The following is a 22783-nucleotide window of genomic DNA, read 5'->3' as shown; positions in this document are numbered from 1 at the left end:
AAGGGAAATCATTAAATGATGGTGTTCGATAATTTCTAAGATCGAAGCGCTCGTTTATCCTAAAGTAAATAAGCGCTTCGAAAGATTTTCTTATTGAACAGCTACATCCATCAGCTTCAGCCATCCTGTGGAAGTTAAATCGCCATTTACGGCAATTTTTATCCCCGGTTGATTTTCTTTTGTGGTATCAACAATGGCTACTGCCCAGGTATAATTTCCTGCAGGAACGCCTGCGTTTAGCTTAAATTCGTATGTAGCAGGGTTATTTTTTAGCCAGGTTGATGGTTCTGCTTTGGTATCAACAAAGATTTTCTTCACGTTGTTATTACCATCAAGGAGTGCAAAAGCCACTTTATATTTAAAGTTCCATTGCTTAATGTTGTTTGGAAAGTAACCCCAACCCATGTTTCTCCAACGGTGTGTAATAGTGGTTTCGCTTCCACTGACCAATTTTTCGGGCAGATACACCTGATCCGGATATAAACGGTAGCCACCTTCAGAAACAAAGCGCTGTGTTAAGTTAAATGCCTTGGTAAACCAACTTTCAATTTCTCCAACACGAAAATCCATCATGTTCACTGCTGCGTCTGCCGAGGCATCAAATTCACCCTGGCGCACATCTTCAGGATGATCTTCCCTGTATTTACCATTCGGATCGGTCCAGTAGCGGTGGGTGCCTGTGGTAATCCAGCCGCCTTCCATAATAACCGGACATTTAAAACTCCATGTTTTGGCAAAGTTTTTTTCCCAGCTTTGGTAGTAATCACTCATGCCGAAAGCATCCTGTCTTAAAATGTAACCTTTGTTAATCGATTTCACTAAAAGTTTATCGCTGTTTGCATTGGCTGCACCCCAACTTGCCGGATGGCCGATTAAGCGGTGATAGTTGATTACCATTGGCACTTTATCGAAATTTTTTGTATAGAGATTGGTTACCCAGTCAAAAACCTGCTCCTTAAGTGCTTCGGTATTTGCGCCAGTTGAGGTATTGGGATCTTCATAGATTACATTGTGTGCCTCGCCCCATTTACCCAAGCCATAGGCATCGATAAAAGAAGTGCGAACCGGGTCGTTGAAATCCTTGGCCAGTTCTTCGATAAATTTGGCATAATATTGCTGGAAAACCGGATCCTGAGGATAAGGCGTACGGCGGCTGGGAAATTTACTGTCTTCCAGGTAATACTTCGCTCCGGCATCGAATACAAACTGCGGGGTATTTAAACCCTGGTCGCGGCCATCCACAACAATTCTAAAAGCAATCGGCAAACCCCTGCTTTCTGCACCTTTAATCATTTTATAAAGTGCTGAACCTGGATTTCTCCATGCATAAACGCCGTTTGAGGGGTTGAATGTCGCCCAGCTGGTTCGGATATAACAGGCTGAAGCATAATCTATCGCCTTTACTTTTTTTCCTAAATCGGGAACATAATATTCGGTATCCCAATAAGATTCGTTACCAGAACCCGAGCCGTACATTACCCAACCGTTAAGCGGGTTGCGAAATACAGCACTCCTGTTGTACTTAGGTTTAACCAAAGTACCTTCGGCCTTAGCCGTTTGTTCGTCGCCATTTTTTTTACAGGCAAAGCCCATAACACCCATCAGGGCTAATAATGCTTGTGAAATCAGTATTTTATAATTCATTTTTTTCATCTTTTATTTTTTGAGGTCCCATCACTAACTGTATCATCGTTTTTCTGCCAGTATGGTCATATTACGCAGATCGAATACAATCACATTTGTACCAGATGGAATAGTATAATAAGAATTGCGCTGTGCACTGGTGAACCCGCCAGATAGCGGTGCAACAGTACCCTGCAGGAGGGTAAGTTCTTGTGCAGTACCTGTGGCGGTAAGTGGGCAACTAAATGCGTAGGCCAGATTTTTATTGTTATCATTGCCTCCATAAACAATAAACTTGGTTTTACCCACCCTGCCTCCGGTGTACACCAAAATCTGCGGATCGGCCAGACTCACTTTACAGTCCATTTTTATGGGGGTTCCAAAACTATTAACAGCTCCGTGCATCCATAACTCGGCAATGGTGGTTGTTTGGGCAATTCCACCATCTCCGTTCCAGGTTACAACCTTTGGTGCCAATGCCTGGGCCGGAGAATAGATGGTTGCGGTTGCCTTTTGCATGTTTACCACAACGCGGTATTTCCCCGCCGTCTCAATTTTCCATGAAAAGGAGGTTTCACGCATTTTTATGCCGATAACGGTCCCGTCTTTTACCGTCGTAGCCGCATCCGCAGAGGCAATATAATTTGTTGCACCATTATACTCTACAGGGATTTGCAGCTCGCCAGGCTGTAGGTCGATCAGGTAGGCATACTGATTTAAATTCTCTAAAGTTTTAGGCATTTCAACCTTGCTTAATCCAGGAACAGCGCTTCCACCCAAAAATATTTTATCGGCATCAAAAACAACTGTTCGGATAGGTGTTACGTTAACCTGTACTGTTCTTACTTCAGGCGATTCAAACGTGGCGCCACCCTCCCATTGTGCAATAACCCTGAACTCCAGTGTAAAGGACTTGTTGGTAGGAATGCCCCATTTCTGATTTGCCCAGTTTTGCAATTGTTCAGAAGTGAAACTTCTGCTAAATGTTCCATCATCTTCGTAATTCATAATGGCGGTAGCCGACCCGAAGTTGTTTCCAACCAAATCCAGTTTGGTTACGTAAGAAACTAAATGATCATCTGATTGCGGCCTCGCCGGATGCCATTTGAAGGTGACAATGTCTTTGCTGAGGTTATTTTCATCAAGTGTTATATTCGCCGAAGACAGCTGCAGTGCCAATTGCTCTTCAACTTTTTCAATGTCGCTGATTCCTTTTTTGCAGGCTGTAAAACCGATCGCCAGGAACAGTAAAAGCCATATTTTATATAAAAATCTATTTTTTTTCATCTGATATAATAGCATAAGTATTCATTTTAACTTGTTCTATTTTAGCACACTTATCATTACTTACCGTAACCCGGGTTTTGAGGAAACACTGCATCGCGGTTTGCATCGATAATCGACTGTGGAATTGGCCATAAGGCATGAAAGTCCATCACCTTGTCTTTAATTGCCGTATTATAAAGTTTTACCCGATCTACCAGTTTATTGGTACGTACTAATGTAAAACGGCGGCTTTCCTCTCCCACCAGTTCCCTGATGCGTTCATCGAGGAGAAAATCCATGGTCATCTGGCCTGCGCCTACTACCGAGGCACCAGCACGTTTACGCACCTCATTTACAGCATCGGCGGCTTTCGCCGGGTTTCCTTGTCCTAAATAAGCTTCTGCAAGCAGCAGATAGGTTTCTGCCAGTCTAAATTTCACCCGGTCTTTATAACTTCCGGTTAGCCCAAGGTTTTCTGCCCGTCCGTAAAAAAACTTAGTAATTGCCGGAAATAAACTTTTGGTAGAAAACCAGGTCTGTTCGGTAATATTTGCTTTTTTGCCATACAGTGAGGTTTCGCCAGGGTTATTATAGTACCAGTTGCGCTTGATGTTATAATTGGAATTACGGATATCTGTTGCTTCAAAAATCCCCGGAACATTACCTGTAGCATTTGTGCCTGCAGTTCCAACCCACCACTTCATCGGGGTAAGCTGTGCCAGGCCTCTTCCACCCAGGGTATCTGCTAAAACGAAACCCGTCATGGTAGAATAATTTGGGTTCCAGGCCCTGCGGCTCCAATCGTCAGAATTGGTACCACCGCCTACAGTATTAAATTCGAACTGCAAAACCCAGATACTTTCCCGGTTTGCATTTTTTAACCTGTTCTGGTTATTCTCCAGAAAAAGATCACTGAAAACATCTCCAGCCTTATCTTTATTTACGCCAAATCGTGTTTTCATTAAACCATAATAGCCACTGTTGATTACCGCGAGTGCAGCTTGCTCAGCAGGTACATAGGCTTTGTTCAGTAGGTGCATTTCGCTCAGTAAATGGTAAGCAGCCCATTTGGTAAGCTTCCCATCTTTTACCTGATCTGGATTTGCAGGTAAGTGCTGGCTGGCAAAAGTCAAATCGTCTATGATATGCCCCAAAACCTCTGCTTTTGGTGTACGGGTAAAATTGAGTTTAAAATCGTATAAAATGGTTTCTACATAGGGTACGTCTCCATATAAATAGACTAAGGTGCGATAAGCGTATGCGCGGAAAAATCTGGCCTCTGCCTGAAAACGTTCCTTATCGGAAGGGGAATCCCAGTTGGTATTTTTTTCCGAATAAATGAGCATTAAATTGGCCGATGAGATAATGCTGTATGCCCAGTTCCAGTAAGTGCCAACAAACCTTTCTGATGAGTTTAACGTGAGATTGGCAAAAGGCAGCAGTGATGCATCGCTGTTGATTACATCGGCAATATCTGTAGCAGCCTGTAAAGCCTCGTAAGGACATGCACCATTATGAAGGTATGCACCGCCTTCGCCAAAAGTATTGTATTCTGAGCGGGTAAGGGCGTATAAGCCAGCGCTTCCTACTTCAAAGCCATAGGTACTGGTATAAGTATTGGTTGGTGCCAACTCTGTTTTCAAATCTTCTACCAGAAATTTTTTACACCCCATTGCCGAAAACAATATGATGAGTGCCAATCCTGTTTTTATAATTTTTTTCATGTGATAAAAAGCGTTAGAAATTTACGTTTAAACCGAACATATAAGACCGTGCAGTCGGATATGAAGCCATCCAGGTATTATCATAGTTAAGTACCTGCCTGATGTTCGAAATTGTATTTAGGTTGTTAACACTCACGTTAACATCAATACCATTTACACCAAGCTTTTTGGCCAGCTGTTGTGCTATTCGATACCCGAGGGTGATATTTTTTACCTGTACATAAGAAACTTTTTTATAGTAGCCATGCCCGAAATTATTGTTGTATCCCGGCGAAACAATAGTTGCTTCCGGATTTTCTGGCGTCCAGTAATTGGCATTGTGTACATAATTGGTTATTCCGAAAGTCCACGAACTGATATTGGCCATATTATCATCGCGCCAAACGCCAAATACCCCGGTTACCAGTGCCGAGAGGTAAAAGTTTTTGTAGCTTAACCTGTTGCTTAATGAGGCGGTATACCTTGGCATCTTAGAACCAATAACTTTGCGGTCTTTAGAATCGATGAGGCCGTTACCGTCCACATCTTCTAATTTGGCAGCGCCTGCTGCCGCGCCTTGCTGAACGGTATAGTTTTCGCCTTTTTGCCAAATGCCAACCATGTTATAATCGTAAAAAACACGCAGCGGTTTACCAATAAACCAACTGTTATTTACGTCGTCCAGTCCATCGCCCCTGAGTTCTACAATCTTATCGCGGTCTAAGGAGAAAACAGCTGTCGAATTCCATTTAAAGTTCTTAGCATCAATATTGAGCGAGTTTAAGGTAATCTCAAATCCTTTATTTTGGGTTTGGCCGATATTATCCCAAATCCTGCTGTAGCCGTTCATGATTGGAACGGTACGGGTCATCAGTAAATCTTTGGTTCTCGACAGATAGGCATCAATTGTACCGCTTAAACGGTTTTTAAACAACTGAAAATCCAGACCAACGTTTGTGGTATAAGTTGTTTCCCATTTCAGATTGGGATTACCAACGCCATCGCCGGCAAGGTAAGCAGTATTTACAGCCGTTCCGCCATCGCCCCAGATGTATTTTACGTTCGAGTAAAGGCGATCTAATGTTCGGTAAGCCGTGATGGCCTGGTTACCATTAGCACCATAGGAGACTCTTAGTTTGAGTAAATCGACCCAGTTTAGCTTATCTTTAATAAAACTTTCCTCACCGATATTCCATGCCAGTGCAGCTGATGGAAAAAAAGCATATTTATTGTTTTCACCAAATACAGAAGCACCATCCGAACGGCCGGTAAAGGTTACCATATATTTCCCTTTATAGCCATAATTGATCCGCCCCATGTAAGATAAAAGCGCTGTTTCTGATAAACTTGAGGACATGATGAGGTTGCGTGCGGCTGTACTCATCATGTAATAACTGGTGTTGTCGGTTACAAAGCCCTCACCGCTCTGCGATGAACTAACACTTTTGGTTTGTTGCATACTAAATAAGCCTGTAGCATCAAAACGGTGATCGCCGAGGGTGCGTTCATACTTAAGTACGTTTTCCCAGGTATAATCGTTATAATGCCCATTATTGATAGATGCCCTACCGCCAACTAAACCGGCCTGCTCGCGACCGTCAAAAGTGTCTCTTCCATAGTAAGTGCCCGTAAAGCTGCTCCTGTAGTTGTAACCGAAATTCGAGCGTGCAGAAAGTCCTTTCAAGGGCAATTTAATATCAGCATAACCACTGAGAAAAAAGCTACGGTTTATTCTATCCTGGTCTGCATTCACATTACGCATGGGGTTAACAATGAGCGCAGACTCCATAGGCTCGGGAACATAATAACCCGCAGCATCTATGTATTTACCATAAGGGCTCATTTTGACGGCATGTTCAATGTTTGGCGTAATACCTCCATCACTTCTTTGCGAAAACTGGGTTCCAAGGCCAACAGTTAACCAATTATTAAAGGTCTGGTCGATATTGGCGGTAACATTCAGTCTCGAAAGCTTCGAATTATAAACCACCCCTTCCTGACTGAGCGAAGAAGCTGCCGCCATGTACTTGGTATTTTGCGTGCCACCAGAGATACTTAACTGATGGTCCATCGTTATTCCCCTTTTAAAGATATAGTCTTGCCAGTTATGGGTAATGCCGTTTTTATAGTTTTCGCGCTCGGTTACACTCATGATGTTTCCGGCAACAGGATCAAGCTGATCGCCGGTATACCCTGATTTTAAACGGCCGATATCCTGTTTCAATCGGATAAATTCGTTTGGTCCCATTACATCAATCCGCTGCATTGGCTCAGCAAAGCCCAATTGTCCGCGATAGGCAACCTGTGCTTTACCCAACATCCCTCTTTTGGTCTGGATGAGAATTACACCATTGGATCCACGGGCACCATAAATGGCCACCGCCGATGCATCTTTTAAAATGGTCAGGTTTTCGATATTATTTGGATCAAGGTCTACCAAAGATCCGCTGTAAGGTATACCGTCTAAAACAATTAGCGGTGAGTTATTGGCCGATAATGAGTTTTCTCCACGGATCAGTAAAGCCTGGTCCTGACCTGGAGCAGCATTTCCTGTTGTGATATTAAAACCTGCTACCTGGCCAACCAAACGATCCATAAGGTTTGGTGTAGAAACCATATTGATCTGCTCCTTTCCTACTACAGCCAACCCGCCGGTCAGGTCTTTTTTCTTGGCGGTACCGTACCCTACAACTACTACTTCATCAAGTTGTTTATCGCCAGCCATTTTTACATTAACTATCCCTGAGGCATTTACGCTGGCTTCCTGGTTGCCAAAACCCACATAAGAAAATACCAGTACTGCAGCGGGAGCCGCCTGCAAGGTATAATTTCCGTCTTTATCAGTCGAAGTACCCGTATTGCTTCCTTTAACCCTTACGGAAACCCCAACGAGCACCTCGCCCTTCTCATCGGTAACTTTACCGGTTATTTTTTTCAGGTCCTGCGCATAACCGATGTTTATCATCAATAAAAGCAGCACAAGCATTATAATGTGGCCCTGGAGCCTAAGTAGTATTTTTTTTATCATGTAGAATTATATATTGGTTAGTATTCGAATTATTATTTTTTTTGCTCCCGGTAGGCATGAGCTTAAAGAGCTTGGATGTTTATCATGGGCCTGATGATTTGCCAGCAACTTTGATATTTTGCTCAGACTTGGCGGAGATGACAACTGCCCGAAAATCAATGATCTGTTGAATGCTCATATTACTTGGTTGTGATATCTGGTTAGTACAAAACTACCGCTAAAGCCCATTCCAAAGGGTTCGTTTTTGTACAGAAATGGTTTGCTTTTGTACAAAGGAGGCGCTAAAAGGCATTTGTTATGATAATTTTAACGAAATACGGGTTGCTTACTCAGACGCACGTTTTCCTGCTTTAAGCAGTTCTGGAGGCTTAAAACATATCTCCTCAGATTAAATGATTACTTTATATTTTTGTAATAGTCTGCGATGATATACCATGCTTTTTTGCGGAATCCCTGGTCTGAAACAAGGCCCTTTCTATTCCAGCCATCCTGGTAAGTAGGATGAAAACGGAAAGGTGATCGAAAATCGAACAATACCCAGGGAGAAATTCCACGTAGGTTTGGAATGTGTTTAAACATCTCCAGGTTGTCTTTATACAGCTGGGCCTGATAATCTTCACTCCATGAGCTCGCTACATCAGCCTCTCCGGTTTTTCCGTACAAGGCTTCTGCGCCAAATTCGGAGATAATTAAAGGCTGATTTCGAGCTACATCCCAAATGGCCTTATCAGGTGTAACCGGCCAGGGATGATACCAGCCCATGTATTTATTGATAGCTACCACATCTATCTCTTTAATGAAAGGATCATCCATAACAAAACATTGCCTGTTGCGATCAAACTTTACTAAATCGAATGCAGCTGTGATTAACCGGGTGCTATCAATCTCCTTTGAACATTTGATCAGGTATTTCAAAAATTCATTCCTGGCTTTTGAAGGCTGTGTTTCATTTGCCATGCCCCAAAATGAGAGGGCACATCTGTTTTTATCCCGCATCACCATTTCCTTTATCATGGTTCCGGCCTTTTTTCTGGTTTCCTGATTTTCAAAATCAATTCCCTGCCAGATAGGAGTCTCTTCCCACAATAAAAAGCCCATTTTTTCGGCCGCACGTACCGTATATTCATTTTGAGGATAATGTGCCAAACGGATCATGTTACAACCCAATGCCTTCGCTTCAGACAAAAGCATCACGGCATCGGCCTCAGAAAAAGCGCGACCTTTGCGCTGTGGAATCTCTTCGTGAAAGCTGATAGATTTTAAAAAAACCGGTTTATCATTGAGGTAAATCTCGGTTCCTTTTACAGCGAGGTTTCTAAAACCGATCATTTCATTTACCACATCTTCGGCAGTTGATACGCGTACGCTATAAAGCTTGGGCGATTCAGGCGACCAGCGCTGCAACTGTTTTATATTGTTGATTGTAGCCCTGGCGATTCCCTGCTGATCTGTAACCAGCTTTTGTTTAATTTTCAACTCAGGAATTTCGACAGTTACCGCTACATTTGCCTGGCTACCAGCAATTTTAACCACGGCATTGATTTGATTGTTACGCTGTTTATCCAGCTGAATAAAATAATCATGGATATAAATTTTCGGCATTGATACCAGCATTACATCACGCGTAATGCCGCCATAATTCCACCAATCGAACGATTTTGCAGGTATGGCATCAGTAGTCCGGGTATTATTTACCTCCAGGGCTAAAAAATTATCTGTCATCTTCACCAAGTCTGTTACCTCCACCTGAAAAGGCGTAAAACCGCCTTCATGCTCAGCAATTTCTTTTCCATTGAGGTAAACCTTACAGCGATAACTTACCGCTGCGAAATAAATAAACAAGCGTCCATTTTGCGCTTTAGGTACATCAAAATGTTTTGCATACCAAACGGTGCCTTCATAGTATTTCAGTTCAGGCAACTGGCTGTTCCAATCAGAGGGTACATTTAGTTTTAGTCCGCCATCAAAGGAATATTCATAAAAATCTGTTTTACCTACAGGTTTTTTGTTCAGGTAAATTCTGTTCTTTCTCCCCTGATCGTATTGATCTATAATGGCATCCCATTTCCCATTAAGAGATTGCGTTTTTCTTCCATATACATTGACCAAAATGTCCTGCGCAAAAGTGTTGGACTGCAAGCAACACAGTAGTATTAGCAAAGAAAAAATGGTTTTGCTTAGCTTCATAAATTATTAGTTTACTTTTTAATGATTTTCATAGCGAAACCTCCGCCCTGGGCCATGGTAATGGGTAGTTTGCGATTGGCAGGAATAGTGATCCGCTCTTTTCTGTAATCGGATGCTATTTTATCGGCGTTTACGCCATCACGATAAATCTCTGCTGCATAATCTCCTGCACCAAGGAAGCTGAGATCAAGTTCTAGCTTGCGGGCATCCCAGTTGGTTAACGATCCCAAATACCAGGTATCGCCCTTTTTGCGTGCGGTAGTGATATACTTTCCAATCTCGCCGTTAAGCACGATGGTGTTGTCCCATACTGTGGGGATTGCGCTGATGAAGTCAGTGCATTCCTGCTCCCTTTCATAATTATCGGGGCTATCACAAAGCATATTCAATGGCGATTCAAATACCACATATTCGGCCAGCTGCCTACAGCGGGTTCCCTGGCTCATCGGTTCATCGTTTATCCCCCTATGGCTTCGTTTGGTTGCGTTACGCATGGCTCCCTGGGTATAATCAACGGGGCCTGCAATCATCCTGATAAAGGGCATGGTAACATCATAGGTAACCATATCCATTTCAGGCCCAGTCCATTTCATTTGCTCAAGGCCGTTCACCGCTTCGTAATTGATTACATTTGGGAAAGTGCGGTTCAGGCCTGTTGGTTTATAGGTTCCGTGAAAATCAACAAGCAGTTTATATTTAGCAGCTATCTCTGCCGCACGGTAATGAAAATCGACCATATCCTGGTCATCACGATCCATAAAATCGATCTTGAAACCTTTTATTCCCAATTGCGAATAATGTTTACAAACTTTTTCCAGATCCCGCTCAAAAGCGTAGTATCCGGCCCAAAGGATCAGGTCTACATTTTTAGATTTTCCATAGGCAACAAGCTCCTTCAGGTTAATTTCGGGTACAACCTCAAATAAACTGGCTTTCAGGTTTACCGCCCAACCTTCGTCTAGAATAACATATTCAATTCCGTTTTTGGATGCAAAATCGATATAAGCCTTATAGGTTTGATTATTTACGCCTGTAACAAAGTTTACTTTGCTGATGCCCCAATTGTTCCACCATTCCCAGGCCACTTTTCCTGGTTTTATCCATGAAACATCTTTTAACCTGCTCGGTTCTGCCAGTTTATAAACCATATCATTGTCAGCCAATGCTTTATCAGTTGTGGTTACGATGGCAATACGCCAGGGAAATTTTGTTTGGGCCTTGCTTTTAGCCAGATAAGGCTGGCGGGAGGTTACCATCTGTTGCAGCTGGTTATGTCCGCCTTGCTTTGTAGATTTGGGATAAGGTGCAAAGTTTGCTTCCAGGGTGGTGGTGCCACCAGGATTATAAAGATACATACCAGGATAGCTTTGCAGATCTGCCTCGGCTAAACATAGTTTCTTCCCGCCATCAAGTTCTACCACCAACGGAGAAAAAGCCAGTTTATCCCTGTTCATTTCACTCAGAAGAGTGTAGTCATATGTGTTTTCAAATGAGTTGAAATATTGTCCTTCGAGCGTCTTCTCCTTTGTTTTTACATACGGAATGTAGGCTTTGTAATCTTTAGGAAATCGGAACGATGCCAGTTCTTCATTTACGATGAAGTCTTTTTTACCATTGGATACGAAACGATAGGCCATTCCTTCGTTATAAACCCGGAAAATCAGTTTGAAATCTTGTTTAAAACCAAGTGTTAATTCCGAATATTCGTCATTTATCCGGCTTCTTTTGTAAAAGTGTGCGTCAATTTTTTCTTTAACAAGCGTGGTTTTGGCCTGCTTCAATTGGGATCTGATCCCAAAGGCGTTTCCATTACCCAGTTTCATGGCGATGGCATTAGCACTCAGTATTAGTCTGCCATCGTGAAACAGCTGATAGCCAATAGTATCAGTAAGGAGAACACCCACTTGCAACCGCCCATCGGGCGAAGTAACACTAAGCCTCCTTTGGGCGATTGCGGGGATAGTTAGGAACGTTAAAAGGAATAGGCGTAGTATTTTTTGTTTCATCAGTTATACCTGTTATTTAATTGTTGATTTCTCCTGACCCGGCAGTGGTTTAATTGGATGCTGTTTGTGGTATTGGAGAATTTCCAACAGTATGCGAAAATGTTCGCCGATCGATCTCATAATAATTTGTAGCTATTGTATTTGGTGAGTCCAAAACTAGCTAAACTGCCTACCCGAAGGGTTCGGTTTTGTACAGAAATGGTTCAGTTTTGTACAAAATGAATTTTTAGCCGAAATTTAAGACCTCTTGTCGCGTATATGCCAGCAAGATTGATGAAATGGCAGATTGAAATAAACTCATTCTTCTGCAAGCAATCCAACACCTTTCCACTACAATACCCGAATTTGATTAGTACTGCGTATTTACTAAAGAAATATTTGAGAATAAAAGATGAATATTAAATGATCAAAGATTCGCAAAAGCCGATTAGCTGGCGCGATTAGTATTAATAGATGGATTTGGAAAAGAAAAAATCATTAAAAGTTTAAATTTTGTGGATTGGCTATCGACCAATCCAATTACTTTTCCGAGTTTTCACCTAGGAGGTAAATACGTTCGATCGCGTTCACAATTGGTTCAAGGGCAAGTCCTTCATCCTGATTAGCAAAGACAACAATTGAGAATTTTTTCTCTGGATATCTTACATAATAGGATGAAAAACCTGTCGTTCCCCCACTGTGGAAAATTCGCCTAGTGCCATAGCGTTCTTCAATATACCAACCGTAGCCATAGTTTATGCCCGGTGCCTCCTGCGAACTTGGCCTAAAGATTTCCTCCAGGGTCTGTCTTTTTACCAGTTTATCGGTGTAAAGTGCCTGGTCCCAGAAATAAAAATCATTTATCGAGGAATAAATCCCACCATCACCCTGAAGATAGCTCGCATTGCTTTGGTCCTCCAGCAGCAATTTGCCATCCCGAAGGTTATAGCCATAAGCCCGATTTGGAATCTTTCCTGCTAAATTATTAAAAGTAGAGCCTTTCATTTCTAGTGGAAGAAAAATATGTTTGCGCACAAATTCATCAAGCATCAATCCAGATACCTGTTTTACAATGAGGCCCAAAAGCACATAAGCAGAATTACTATAAGAAAACCTTGAACCTGGAGTAAACCTGGTGCTATCCTGCTTTTCTATAAGGTGCAGCACATCTATATCTTTTAGCGGCTCTTTAGTTCGAGCATCTCCGTAGCCCATTAATCCGGAAGTATGGTTAATCAACTGTTTGACAGTAATCTTACTCGCAAAGGCAGGCAAGTTGGGAAAAAAACTGCTGAGCTTATCATCGAGACTTAACTTACCTTGGTCGCGTAACATCAATAAGGCCATAGCCGTAAAGGATTTAGTTACAGAGGCAATCCGGTAATTGGTAGATGAATTGGCTTTTCCCAAATTACCGATATCAGCATATCCGAAAGACCGGTTATAAAGCTTTCGCCCGTCACTGATCACCATTATACTAATTCCCGATTTTTTGCCATCGACATACTGCCCGAAAAGGCTATCAACCGATTTAGCTTGCTTTTTAAAGTTTTGAGCCATTGAAAAGGTAGAGAAGAGTGCAGTAGCGAAGAGCAGAAAAAACTTTTTCATAGGTGTATAAAATAAAAAGGACACTAAATTACACCAAAAGACACCATAAATATTTAAAGGTTGCTTACAATTACAAACAATTTCGCCCTGGCACTTTTCGGTTAAACTGCCTTTCGGTGTTTGGAAAAAGAGAATTTTCAATTTTGATCATCTTGTGCCCTTACCCAAGTAATCTACAAACTTTCGCAACTTGACCTGATTTCACAATACGGCAAAAGATTCATCATTTCAGCTCAAAAAATCTTCTGAGAAGTAGTTGAACATGACAACAACAGGATCAATCAAGATATCTGATCTGAATCGAGCTTTGAGAATTCAGACACTTTATTGCATTAAAAAAGAGCTTATGCCTGTAAAATAATCTTGTTCAAGCTGGTAATCCAGTTAACACTGAGTAGGTCGAGTCATGCTTCAATAAAAACAAATTTGAATGCATGACCCTGACCTAAATCAAGACTGCAAAACTATTCCGCTACAAGTTTAAGTCCAATCAGTGATATCACCAACGTACTCAGGAAAAAGAGGCGCCAGAAAGTAGCTGGATCTTTAAACACAAGTATGCCAACCACAACTGTACCTACAGCGCCAATGCCTGTCCACACAGCATAGGCAGTTCCAATAGGCATAGTCTGTGTAACTTTCATTAATAAAAGCATACTAAGAGACATGGTTATAAAAAAGCCAAGGTACCATAGATAAACAGCGCTTCCGGTCGCTTCCCTTGCCTTACCGAGGCATGATGCAAAAGCGACTTCACATAGGCCGGCTATTGCTAATAAAATCCAATTCATAGTTACATTATTTACCTGTTAAGGTATTAATAACAAATTTACTGTCCGCCTCATTGGTAGGTGATGAAATATATTGTGACCTGGGCGGATCGGTCAGTTTCTGTATTATTCTTTTACCAGATCATGGATATACTGCTGTAGCGTAATTTCTCCCCTTAAGGCGTTCTTTGGTACCTGGATATCATTAGCTGCTATTTCGGTCATAGCCGCATAAGACGCAGCGGCCTCATCAGAAAATCCCACTGATTTAAAAGCATTAGTCCATTGCTGCTTCGGAATCACTTTTACGCTTACCTTCTTGCCCAGTGCATCAGAAAACCCGTCCGCTACATCCTGTGGTGAATAAAGTTCCGGGCCTACTATGGCATTCAACTCCGGTCCGTTCTTGGTTGTCATAAACCTTGCCGCCAATCCCTAATGTCCTGAGGCGCGACCATCGGTATCTTAAGCGCTTTTGGAAAGAACGATATAAGTTCGCCGGTTTTTTTTATGATCGGCAACGATGATGCCCAATTGCTCATGTAATAGGCTGATCTGATGATCTGATAAGGGTATCCAAGAGTCCCTATTCCTTGCTCAAGTTCATACAAAGTATTGAGATCACCAATCCTGCTGCCAGACCGTGCCCCTAGTGTCGAAGCAACAACTATCTTTTCTGCCTGCGTTCCTTTTAAGGCCTCCACTAAGGAAGCGACCGTTTTCCTTTCCTGAAGGTCCGTGTCCGTCAACGGGTCAGCAGGCGGATTCAGTACAAAAATGTTTTTTCCTGTTTGAAAGATCCCGTGCAAACCTTCGGTGTCATAAATATCTGCAACTGCAAATTTTGCGCCTTTAGCTTGCCAATCAGCTGCAGACTTCGAGCTTCGGGAAATAATGGTTACCGCCTCGCCGCTTTTGAGCAAGGCTTTTGCTAAGGCAGATCCGATCTGCCCCGTTCCTCCAGATATGATATTCATAATGCTATAGGTTAAATTTCGTAATAGATCAAAAATACAAGCTACTGTGACAACTCTCTGTCATAGGTGTTTTCAACTTGGGATTTTTTATTAACCGGTGCGCATTTAGACAAATTAAGAAGCTGGAATAACCCGACGGTTCAGAAAACAAAAAAACTGTAGCGCTAGAGATGTATGCTATCTTCTGCCAGTCTGTTGAGGTATTGAGAGATCGTCATTTTATGTGGCTCAAATCTTTCGTTAAGGATATAAAAGGACTGGAACCGGTCAATCCTAAAAAAACGGTAATCCTTCCGCAACCGGCAAAAGGCAAGTAACAACCACTTGTTTGCCGCATAAAACAAAGCAAAAGGCTCGACTACACGCTCTGTAATTTCATTTTCTTTTAAAGCGCAGTATTCGATTTTAATGAGCTTATAATCGGTTAGTGCCTGTTGCAACTCCGCTAAATGACTGCTCGATGGCTTCTCATCGGTATTAACATACACTTTTACACGTTCAGAGAGTAGGTTCATTTTCTCTTTTTCCGCATAACGCAGTACAGCTTTTACCTTGTCTGTCGCGTTGCGATAATTTCTAACCAGTGAATCATCGTTATTACCGGCAACGAGTTTTTCAGCAGTGATAACAGCTGCTGCTTCGCTTTCTGTAAACAACAATGGGGGTACTTTATAACCCTCTACCAATGAAAATCCTTTTCCTTCTTCTGTAAAAACCGGAACACCGGCCTCTTCCAATAGTTTGATGTCCCTGTAAACAGTTCTTGTGCTAACATTAAACCGGGTTGCAAGATCAGTTGCGGTTACAATTCGCTTGGTCTGCAAAACGGTAAGCAAGGCAATAAGCCTGCGTAAACGGGTAGCACTGCCAGATTGGTATTGGTTATTTGACGACATATGGACAAGGCATAAATTAAATATCTACTTTATTGGCTATTTTAATATATCGCGTTCTATTTGGGCATCATTCAACTCCTTTTATAGCCCCTCGGCTATTGGATAAATCTATAGCCGCTTTCTTAAAGGACTCATCAAACACTCGTTTGCTCATCTATTCAAATTTAAATTTTCTGTTCAAATTTTACACATAAATCCCCTAGTTAAATGTAGCAACGCTAATCCTCTTGATTGTGAGGGGCAACAAAACCTCAGTCTTTCAACATATGTGTCAGAAAAAAAACCATATGAAGTATCCGCTAACGCTTGATTTATTTAAAATTGATTAATTAAATCATTAACCAAATCTACTTATGAGAAACAAAATTTCACATGTGCTCATTGCAGCACTATTATTTGCCGGCTGTTCAAAAAATGAAATCAACGAAGCAGAACTGTTAATTCCGCAAAAAACGACCGCAGCGCTCAGATCGGACTCCGTTAACGGAAGCATGGCAGCGCTCGCCGTACAAGGTACTGCCGAAATTAACGCCTCTACTGTACAACAGTCTATAAAAGGGTTCGGTGGAGCCAATATTGTGGCATGGACAGGGGACTTAACAAGTGCTCAAAGAAGTACAGCATTTTCACCTACAAACGGCATCGGTTTAAGCATCGTCCGCGTACGTGTTCCAAATTCCTCCACAGAGTTTTCTGCTGAAAAAGCAACTATCGATGCATGCAAGTCATATGGAGGCTCAGCCATCGCCTCAGCATGGTCAGCACCCGCATCGATGAAGACCAATGGAAGCGTAGTAGGCGGCAAAATCAAAACAGCTTCTTATGCTGCCTATGCCGCACATTTAAGTGCGTTCAATGGTGCAGTTGGCGGCCTCGCGGCCATTAGTCCTACGAATGAGCCCGATTATCAGGTCAACTATGAATCTATGGAACTTACGGCTCCGGAAGTAGCTGACTTTGTTGCTGCGCAGGGTAGCAATTGCGGCGCACCCATTATGGCACCTGAACCATTCCAAATGAACCAGACTTATATTAATACCTATCTCAGCAATGCAACTGCAAAATCAAAAACCAGTTTTGTATGCGGCCACATTTATGGTAAAACGCCTTATAACCTGGGGAATATTGGCAAACCAGTGTGGATGACCGAACATTATACCAATTCGAGCATAAGCGGGGAAGATTGGCCAAATGCAATGACAGCAGCCAAAGAGATCCATGACTGCATGAATGCAGGATGGAGTGCATATGTATGGTGGTACATCAGAAGAAGTTACGGACCGATCAGCGAAAGTGGCAATATTCAAAAATTAGGTTACATCATGGCACATTACGCCAGATATGTCCGCCCGGGATATACCAAAATCAGTTGTACTTCAAATCCAAGTACTGGTGTTTATGTTACCGCATACAAAAGCGGAACAAAATTAGTGCTTGTTATCATAAACCAAAATACAGCAGTTACTTATCAGCCTTTTAGCTATACCGGAATTTCAGTTAATGGATTCAACCGCTATTTTACAACAAGCACCACAAATCTTGGCTCAAACAGCTTCGCGGTTTCAGGCGGAAGCTTTGGTATTAACCTTTCTGCATCAAGCATTACAACACTTGTATCTTATTAAAATTGCGTTTCCCTGGCTAAATGGTCAGGGAAATTCCTATTCATTAAATAAATTAGGTAAAGATATTCTGCAAGGAGTGGTAAGAAACAAAATCAGTTTTTAGAAGCCTTTATAACCTTGTTCGCAACCTCAAGCAGATAACTTTTAAAATCATCTGAAACAGATGTGGGTTTAAATTCTATTTTTTTCGGGGAATCTTTAAAAAGTATCCCGTACCAAATCAAACCGCCTAAATATTTCCCTGCATCATTCGCATGGTTTGGATCAAATGCCAATTCTTGTTTGTTCCAAAAATAGCCCATATTAATAGAATGAGTCTGATCAGGTAAATTGGATGCAACAGGATGTTCAAAATCGAAAGCTGTATCCTTTTTATAGCCATATTTTTTATTGGTTGCCACTTCTTCAAACGCATCGCCAACAGGTAAAAGCCTGGCATTAAACTGTTTTGCCAGTTTGTGGTATGCTTCACGAGATTTTTGCCACATTTCCAACTGGTTTTTAGCCAATTGCCCTGGCCCAACTCTCCCAAATTTCTTTGCATCAGCACGGTAAGCCCAAGTTTGATGAATCACGATTTCTGCATTTGGTTGAAGCTTTTTAATATAGTCTACAAGCTTTTTCGCGTAGGGATTGTAGCTTGATGAATCGCCGGAAAGGTATGAATATTGTTGAATGGTCACTACATCCCAGGTACCTTGCGACAATAACATTTTCAACGATTTGCCTCCGTATGGCTTTCCTTTAACATCGGTTGAATCCTTTTCAAATTTTTCTACATAACCCCAATGTTGCTCCAAAGAATGACCGCCAAGTTCTGCCCTACCAATAATTAAATTTTTACCCCTTTCTTTGGCCATTTGAGGCAGAAAAGTGGTTGCATTTTGCGAAAAACTATTTCCAATTACAAATAAGTGTAATGTATTGTTATTGGTTTGACTGAAAGCATTAAGACTAAAAACAAGCAAAAAAATGAATAATCTGCTGCCTTTGCACTTTAAAAAGAATCGTATCATCGTAATATATTTTTGTTTTTATTTCGCCTTTGTAAAGGCTTTCATGTATTTATAGCGTTGTACTCCTGATCGTAAAAAGCACCCACTCCATAAATTTCTGTACTGTTTGCATTAAACAACCAACTTTTTACTGGCTACCCGCCATATTAACCCTGCCGATATCAGGATCAGGCCACCAACAGCCATAACTGTGATTGAAAAATCCTTTGCGATATATCCAAGTATCCCGATGCCTATCCCCACAATACCCATTGAAAGTGCAATAACACCTATCCCGAATTTATTTTGTTTTGCAGCCTCAATGTGGAGGGCCGGATCTACAACCCGGACCGCGGTAAGCTCTTTTTCCTGCTCCATTTCTTCTACCTTAATGGAAATACGCCCCTTAGCAGTATAATATATTTCGAAAAACAAAAGAACCGCTATTGGAATGCCCATTCCCATGCAGGTTTCCATGGTACGATCAAGCTTTAAACCCCAGATACCAGGTGCAATTACTTTAAAGAACAGGTTGATCAGCAATGATGCCACAGTGGCGGTAACGACTGAAAATCCGGTTTGACGTTTAGAAAAAAGTGTCCAGATGATCGGTGCAAACAATGCTCCCCCTGCAATAGAGGCCGTACTTAAAACCACTTCAACAATTCCCCCGGCACTTGGAATCCAAATGGCAACAACAATTGTTAGTACGCCAAAAACCAGGGTAAAGAAACGGGCCATCCAGATCACCTCTTTTTCTGAAGCTTTCGGCCTGAGCAGGTTTTTATAAATATCCTGTGCAAAAACGGTTGAGGCCATATTGATCGTTGTATTGGCTTTACTGGATGTGGCAGAAACCATTCCGGCCAGCACAAGCCCTATCAAACCTGCCGGCATTACTTTTTGGATCAACATCATGTATGCATCTTCACTTTCCAGTCCCTGAAGATTTGGATTGATCACCCGGTAGATCATCGGCGGGATCATCCAGATAAAAGGACTTACAAAATACAATATGGTAAATATACCTGCTACCTTTTTTGAGTTTTTCTGATTAGACACACTGGTATAACGTTGCACGTATGACCAGTTTCCGCCGATATAAAACGTCTGATAAACAATAAAAGCCAACATAAACCCAAAGGTATAATCCTGGTTAAAAGGCTCAAAAAAATGGGGCGGCGCTTTTGCCACGAGGTTTGCCGGTCCGCCGATCTGGGAAAAGGCAATAGGGATCACAATCAGTACCGCAGCTGTAAGTATCACAAACTGAACAACGTCGGTTACTAAAACCGCCCATAATCCGCCAGCAGCGGTATATACCACAATGATCAACCCGATCACAATTATGCAGGTTTCTAGCGAATAAGGGGTAGCTACATGCACCATTTTACCAACCGGATACAATACTGCAGCAGTGGTGAACAGGCTCAGTAGCAAGGTCATATAGGTGTAAAACTGTTTTTCGGCCGCACCGAAACGTTTGCCGATGTATTCAGCCGCAGTTGCAACACCTGTTTTTTTCCATCTTCCGGCAATAAAAAAGGTGACAATTAAGCCACTGATAGCCATTGTTAACTGTATTGCATTGGCAACCAGCCCATGTTTATAAGCGATAGATCCCCAAACCACAAAGGTTCCGGCCGAAAAATAGCTGATAAACAAGGATAAGCCATTGATCCACCAGGGTGTTTCTCCCCCGGCTTCGAAAAAAGCCTGTCCGCTTTTACTACCCACACGGGTAAATGTAAGTCCGATACCGAATATAAGTAAGGCAAAAACCGCCATTACCACAAAATCTAATTTTCCCATTTAATTTATCTGCTATTTAATATTATTGATAACAACGCACGGAGAACAAAGCTGCAGGTACATCACCTGAAGGATGTTCCAAATATATCGTTAGGCTCCTGGTATTTAAAGGCTCAGTTAGTTCAATGATGTTCCTGGTTTGATAATTACCGGTTTTAGTAAAAACAACGGCCCCTTTATCGTCTTTGATTACATAATTCCTTACGCAAAACGGCATCACATTTTCCGGATGCCCCATCAGGACAGACTCCATCGGATGATCAAAATCGGTATCAAACATCAACTCGATCCGTTTAACGGTCTTGATTTCTTTCCAGCTGATGGTTAGTGCCGGATTCTTATCTTTCCAGTCGGCCACCCATGCATTTGGCGCAGAAACTGGTCTATCTATGCCATTGGTAACATTTGCAGCACCAAAAGCATGGATACCAGATTCGTAGTTAAATGCAATATTGTGCCCTTCGGGCCTGCGCTTGGGGCACCAGAATTCAAACTCATCTACCCCAATATCCGCTGGCGGACTTTGTTTTCCATAATTGGAGACGTCCTTATTAATGGCATTGAACACGGATAATAGTCCCGTAACGCGCTTCGCTGAGAACTGCAGTTTAACATCAGGGTTCTTCATAAAGGTAAGAAATGCATAACTTTCTTCAGGCATTACCGCATCAAAGCTGATCTGCAGGCAATTGCGCCCGACATTTATTGGCAGTGACACCTTATCTATGGTCAAATCTGGCGTATGGTTGTTTTTTTTACTGCTGATCCTAAGTTCTACCTCCAGCTCCGTTACCACATCTCCTTCTGCATGTACAACAAAAGCCCCGATTGCACCTGCTTTTAAGGGAATCATCTGTGCAACAGAAAACTCAAGTGGCTTAAACAGTTCACTTTCGGGAAGACCTGTCAGCAATAGTTCTGAAGATGCTGTAACCTGCGCACTGCGTACAAGGTCGAGCGCATCATGAAGTACAAGATCTGGAATGTGATGCCCACTTCGCAACAGCTCAGTCTGCAGTTCAGGTATAAATCCTTTATGATAGATGTCAGCTGGCAGCAGATTTTTGTCTTTACAGATCTTCGCTGCCATGGCAACAGCCTGTGCCGCATGGGCGGCAGTAGCCATAACCCTGGTAGAGCCAAAGGCAACATGTGTTGCACTGATAATCCTTCCCGCCAGAAAAAGATTCCTGATGTTGCGGCTGTACAAAGCGCGGTAGGGAATCTGATAAATGCCCTTGCTATGCCATTGATTACAACCGGGTTTCTCGCTGAACACCCCATCTGCCGGATGCAGATCTATGCTCCAGCCACCAAACGCCACGGCGTCATCATGTAGTTGCTGATTAACGATATCCTGTTGTTTGAGGATGTATTCGCCTTCGAAACGACGGCTTTCTCTTTTACCCGGTATGGTACCTACCCACTCTAGCGCAAGGTTTTCGGCTTCGGGAAAATTGCCTGAGTTTTTTACATAGTTCCATGCACCGTAGGCTACTTTCCAGAGTTCCCATTTTATTTTTTCGGTATCATGTACCGTATCCAGTCTTCCTCCATATTCCAGCCACCAAAGTTTACATCCGTACTCTCTGGCATTAAAATTTTTAAATCTGGGGATTTTTGTAATATCATCCAGCGCATAGGAAGGGGCTACAAACTTTACGGGTTTACCGGTATCCTTGCTGTAAAAATACAGGCTATGGCCAAGCAGTTCCCCATATTCTTTTGTAGGCGCAAACTGTTCTCCAAATTCTTCTTTAGCCTCTGCTCCCATCCTAAACGCCGCACCTGCCAAAAAGGCCACAATGCCATCTCCTGATGCATCGCAAAAAAGTGGTGCGTGTATAATATATTCGGTAGAATTCTGACTGCAAAAGGCTTTTACGGCACTCAGTTCATCTGCGGCTGATTTCTTTACATCATACACCCCGGTATTGAGCAATAAAGTAATATTTGGCTCTAAAATAACTTTATCAAGCAAAACCGTATCAAAAATCAACGGATTTCCTTCAGGGTTCCTGTACATATTTTCTACCATCAGCTCATCCACAACACCACCTTCCCTTGCCCAACGGTTATTATTTCCCATATGTGATGTAGCACCCAGCATCCATAACCTTACCTCACTGCTCGCATTTCCGCCAAGCACGGGCCTATCCTGCACCAGTACAACCTTTAAACCTTGCCTTGCAGCGGTAATTGCGGCACAGGTTCCTGATACCCCGCCGCCAATAATGGCAAGATCTGCCGCGAGTTCGTTAGATCGCAGCTGCCTCTTTTCGCCTCCTTGATTTGTGATCATAAA

The 22783-nt window shown here is 42.3% G+C and carries 15 protein-coding genes; 1 reads left to right on the top strand and 14 read right to left on the bottom strand.

Annotation, left to right across the window (positions count from 1 at the left end):
* Positions 1-90 precede the first annotated feature (90 nt).
* The 11 genes from ACTJKN_RS08115 to ACTJKN_RS08065 form a co-directional block, all read right to left on the bottom strand.
* On the bottom strand, positions 91-1653 hold the full coding sequence (locus ACTJKN_RS08115) for a DUF4832 domain-containing protein (protein WP_440823905.1): 1563 nt from the start codon (positions 1651-1653) through the stop codon (positions 91-93).
* 33 nt (positions 1654-1686) lie between these two features.
* Positions 1687-2910, bottom strand: coding sequence for a SusE domain-containing protein (locus ACTJKN_RS08110; protein WP_440823904.1), 1224 nt, complete (start codon positions 2908-2910; stop codon positions 1687-1689).
* Between the two features lie 56 nt (positions 2911-2966).
* A complete protein-coding gene (locus ACTJKN_RS08105) occupies positions 2967-4613 on the bottom strand; it encodes a RagB/SusD family nutrient uptake outer membrane protein (protein WP_440823902.1) in 1647 nt (548 codons plus the stop codon).
* Positions 4614-4626: 13 nt separating this feature from the next.
* The gene (locus tag ACTJKN_RS08100) at positions 4627-7620 is read right to left on the bottom strand and encodes a SusC/RagA family TonB-linked outer membrane protein (protein ID WP_440823901.1); all 2994 of its coding nucleotides are present in this window, start codon (positions 7618-7620) and stop codon (positions 4627-4629) included.
* 396 nt (positions 7621-8016) lie between these two features.
* Positions 8017-9807 (bottom strand): glycoside hydrolase family 2 protein, encoded by a 1791-nt coding sequence (locus ACTJKN_RS08095; RefSeq protein ID WP_440823899.1) that lies wholly within the window; start codon positions 9805-9807, stop codon positions 8017-8019.
* An 11-nt stretch (positions 9808-9818) separates the two neighbouring features.
* Entirely contained in the window at positions 9819-11813 is a 1995-nt protein-coding gene (locus ACTJKN_RS08090) for a glycoside hydrolase family 97 protein (protein WP_440823897.1), read from the bottom strand.
* A gap of 519 nt (positions 11814-12332) precedes the next feature.
* Positions 12333-13403 (bottom strand): serine hydrolase domain-containing protein, encoded by a 1071-nt coding sequence (locus ACTJKN_RS08085; RefSeq protein WP_440823895.1) that lies wholly within the window; start codon positions 13401-13403, stop codon positions 12333-12335.
* Between the two features lie 464 nt (positions 13404-13867).
* Complete coding sequence (locus tag ACTJKN_RS08080; protein ID WP_215126290.1) at positions 13868-14194, bottom strand: DMT family transporter; 327 nt, start codon at positions 14192-14194, stop codon at positions 13868-13870.
* Between the two features lie 105 nt (positions 14195-14299).
* Positions 14300-14590, bottom strand: a complete 291-nt coding sequence (locus ACTJKN_RS08075) for a hypothetical protein (RefSeq protein WP_440823893.1) — start codon at positions 14588-14590, stop codon at positions 14300-14302.
* A complete protein-coding gene (locus ACTJKN_RS08070) occupies positions 14587-15150 on the bottom strand; it encodes an NAD(P)H-binding protein (protein ID WP_440823891.1) in 564 nt (187 codons plus the stop codon). The genes ACTJKN_RS08075 and ACTJKN_RS08070 overlap by 4 nt, the downstream gene beginning before the upstream one ends.
* A gap of 164 nt (positions 15151-15314) precedes the next feature.
* Positions 15315-16046: a helix-turn-helix transcriptional regulator gene (locus ACTJKN_RS08065; protein WP_440823889.1), complete on the bottom strand. Its 732-nt coding sequence runs from the start codon at positions 16044-16046 to the stop codon at positions 15315-15317.
* Positions 16047-16399: 353 nt separating this feature from the next.
* On the opposite strand from ACTJKN_RS08065, the gene ACTJKN_RS08060 reads away from it, so the two are divergent.
* Positions 16400-17671 (top strand): hypothetical protein, encoded by a 1272-nt coding sequence (locus ACTJKN_RS08060; RefSeq protein WP_440823887.1) that lies wholly within the window; start codon positions 16400-16402, stop codon positions 17669-17671.
* 92 nt (positions 17672-17763) lie between these two features.
* On the opposite strand, the gene ACTJKN_RS08055 is transcribed toward ACTJKN_RS08060, so the two are convergent.
* The 3 genes from ACTJKN_RS08055 to ACTJKN_RS08045 form a co-directional block, all read right to left on the bottom strand.
* A complete protein-coding gene (locus ACTJKN_RS08055; protein ID WP_440823886.1) occupies positions 17764-18687 on the bottom strand; it encodes a DUF4886 domain-containing protein in 924 nt (307 codons plus the stop codon).
* A gap of 111 nt (positions 18688-18798) precedes the next feature.
* Positions 18799-20478 carry a sodium:solute symporter family protein gene (locus ACTJKN_RS08050; RefSeq protein WP_440823884.1) on the bottom strand — a complete coding sequence of 560 codons (1680 nt, stop codon included), beginning with the start codon at positions 20476-20478 and terminating at the stop codon, positions 18799-18801.
* Positions 20479-20500: 22 nt separating this feature from the next.
* Entirely contained in the window at positions 20501-22780 is a 2280-nt protein-coding gene (locus ACTJKN_RS08045; RefSeq protein ID WP_440823882.1) for an FAD-dependent oxidoreductase, read from the bottom strand.
* Positions 22781-22783: the final 3 nt, after the last annotated feature.

The organism is Pedobacter sp. 22163 (assembly GCF_052045595.1).
Lineage (GTDB): Bacteria > Bacteroidota > Bacteroidia > Sphingobacteriales > Sphingobacteriaceae > Pedobacter.
The sequence above is the reverse complement of the archived record's forward strand: the minus strand, read 5'-3'. Positions and strand labels throughout refer to the sequence as shown.